2 protein-coding genes are annotated in these 2985 nt (G+C 48.6%); both read right to left on the bottom strand.

The genetic code is table 11. From position 1 onward, the window contains the following. Nucleotides 1-1233, bottom strand: a 1233-nt coding sequence (locus tag M0R47_RS21530) for an amidohydrolase family protein (protein ID WP_292558409.1), incomplete at its 3' end; no start/stop codon positions are given. Between the two features lie 129 nt (nucleotides 1234-1362). Beyond that, on the bottom strand, nucleotides 1363-2985 hold a 1623-nt coding region (locus tag M0R47_RS21525), incomplete at its 5' end, for a TonB-dependent receptor (protein ID WP_292558408.1).

Raw genomic sequence — 2985 nt, 5'->3', positions numbered from 1 at the left:
TTGGTTTTCAAAATTGTTTACCACAATTATGCCGCCCGACATGACAAGATCTGGATATTCCAAGATTTTAAAAGAATGGGACGGGTCGCCTTTCACGGCAATCATATCGGCCGGTGCGCCGGGTTGTAAGGTACCCAGCAGCGGTAAATTCAGGTGATGGCCTGCTTTCGATGTGGCGCTACGCAAGACATCAATAGTCTGCATTTTTGTCATGTGCTTCATAGAGATAAGCTCCTGCGCATCGATACCCCAGGGAATGTCCGGATGCGCAACTTCAGCACCGTACAATAATTCTCCGCCCAATGCCGCCAAGACGCCGGCATTGTGAGCAACACCCGGACACTTCGATAAGGCATCCAGCGTAGTGACTGTTTTTACGTTTTGTGCCACCGCTTTTTTTAGCAATGCATCGGGGATAATGTCGCATGGAACATGTGCCCATTCATCAATGCCGGCGTTAATGGCGATTTTTGCGCCTTTTGCCTCACCTATATGCGCCGCCACTTTATAGTCCTGTTTATGGGCTTCATCGACAATCGCCCTGACAATATTTTCCGACAATAGCGGCCATGTCTTTTTTGAGAGGGAAGCCTTGTGATGGGAGCTTTCATGTTCTGCGTCAGTGTGATGATGCCCCGAGGCCCAAGGTGCGCCCGTTTCGTCGCCGGGTTCCAAGGCGACCTTAATCACGACCGCGCCGCCATCAATAAGAGTGCGCACGGTTTCCCGCGCTTGCTGTTCCGTGGCAACGGCTATTGCAATATTTTCAGCCCCCAATGCCGGAATCGGATAACCGCCAGGCGCGGTAATAATCGGTCCGGAAGTGAGCACTCGCAAGTTGCCATCGCCGCCATAAGGCTTGTGCAAAGGCCCGCCTACATCCCGGATCGTGGTGATGCCGTGCTTTAAAACAGTATCAGCCGGAATATGTTGAAACGCCAGATGGGCGTGTAATTCGATAAAACCGGGCAGCAAGGTTGCATTGCCCAAATCAATGACTTTTGCAACACTGGACTTGAACGCTTCGCGGGCGTCGATTTTTATTACTTGCCCATTTTCCACTAATACCGAGGTATTCGTTCGAATAGTATGACCGTCGAAAACGCGTGCGGCATGGATTAAAACAGGGAAGGGCACAGTTTCTTGGGCGTTAATTGGGGATGAGACAAAGGCTGTCAGGACTAAAAACAACAAGAGTTTGATTCGGCCAAACAGGCTAAAAAATATTTTCATTAGGAAAAACATTATATTGGTAAGCTGATATAGAAAAAGACGGTATCAGTGCCATTACTGATACCGCCGAATGTTCACGTCGTCTTATTGGGTTGGTGCTGTTCCAACCTAACATTTACAGATGACTAATTAATAGGTGATTTCTATGCCGCCATAGAAGGACAGTGGTGCGCCAGCGTTTAACATCGCATCAGTTGCTGTAGCCCTGTCCATTACATTATGGCTGGCAACGTAAGTGGTATCGAGCAAGTTCCGGCCTTCGAGAAACACCTTGTAATGATCATTAGACCAGCCGGTACGCATACCCAACAGACCATAAGAATCAATTTTGTAGGTGTTGGCGAAGTCTCCCCAGCGTTTACCCACCACATCAAAGGTAGGCCCGATAAAGAAGCCGCTTGCATGACGATACAGGGCTTCACCTCTTAAGAAATAATCGGGGGCCGCCGGCAAATCATTGTTGCCGTATGTACTATCGTTATTAAACTTGAAATGGTTGGTAGTGAAGTTCAGCAAAGGCTCGATGGAATGCGTACCTTTGCTATCCAGGGCAAATTTGCCACCGATTAAACCTTCAACGCCTGCGTGGATGGTATTATCAAAATTCTTTGCCAGACTCAGTCCGGGCATGGGCGAAACGGATAGAATTTCTTTGTTAAGCCACGAGTAGTAGAGCGATAAATCCCAAAAGATACCGTTTAAATTACCGAGATTATGGTTGCCTCGCGTGCCTATTTCGACAGAGGTGCCTTCCATTGCCTTTAAGGTGGCATCACCGGCGTTGGTGATAGTGTTATCGGCTAGATTATAGTTAGTCGGCGGCTCGTATAAACGACTGACATTACCGTAAAGACTGGCGTTTTGGGTCACGTTATACATCAAGCCTAAACTAGGATTAATGCCGGCATAGTCAGCACTAGGATGGCTGCTTGGAGCATAGAAACCTGGGTAGAGATTGGTTGCTATATTATTGACTTCACGGTGTGCAAACACGCCTTGCAAAGCGGGAGTCAGCGTCCATTTATCATTGATATGCCAGTGATCCTGAGCAAAAATTTCGACATTATCGGCTTTCTTGGTAATTTGATTGGTCAGACCATTGCGTCTGCCGTTGTCGTTACGGTAGTTGCCGCCTTTGTCTGAGTTGGTACCGTAATTCACACCCAGCAATAATTCATGATTGTCCCGGCGCAGGTTGTAGCGAGCGGACGTACCCCAGTCTTGCTGATTGGAATCCACCAGCATACTGAACATGTCCCGTGCCGCCATAGGTCCAGGCCCGTCAAAATCGATCATTACCTTGTCTACTATCGGATGATAAAGCTGCTGGCTTTCGAAAGAAAAGCCAACATCGAGAGAGCTTTTATCGTCAATGGTCCAGGTTGTTTTGTTGGCAACACGCTCAGTCTCGGTATTTAACTGATAATCGCCGCCAAAAGCCTGGGTGCTGGCTTGATCGGGGTCAGCGTCGAATTGTGCCCGGGTCAACTGGCCTGGCAACTCCTGATTGTTTTTAATGTAGCTCACAAACGTACGATTAACGATGGAGTCAGAGACTTGCCAGCCGAAGTTGCTGTAGAGACCAAATCGATCCTGCTTGTTGTGGGCACGGTAGCCATCCCATTCTTTTCCTTCGACAGTCAATAAGCCGTCAAGGCTATCATTGAACACCTTGCTTACCGTTCCGCGGCCGAGGAATTGACCGAAACTGCCGCCGCTGAGAGCCAGTCTCATGGCGGGACTGTTATGGGC

Source organism: Methylobacter sp., assembly GCF_023227905.1.
Classification (GTDB): Bacteria; Pseudomonadota; Gammaproteobacteria; order Methylococcales; family Methylomonadaceae; genus Methylobacter_A.
This window is presented reverse-complemented; position numbering and strand designations above follow the sequence as displayed.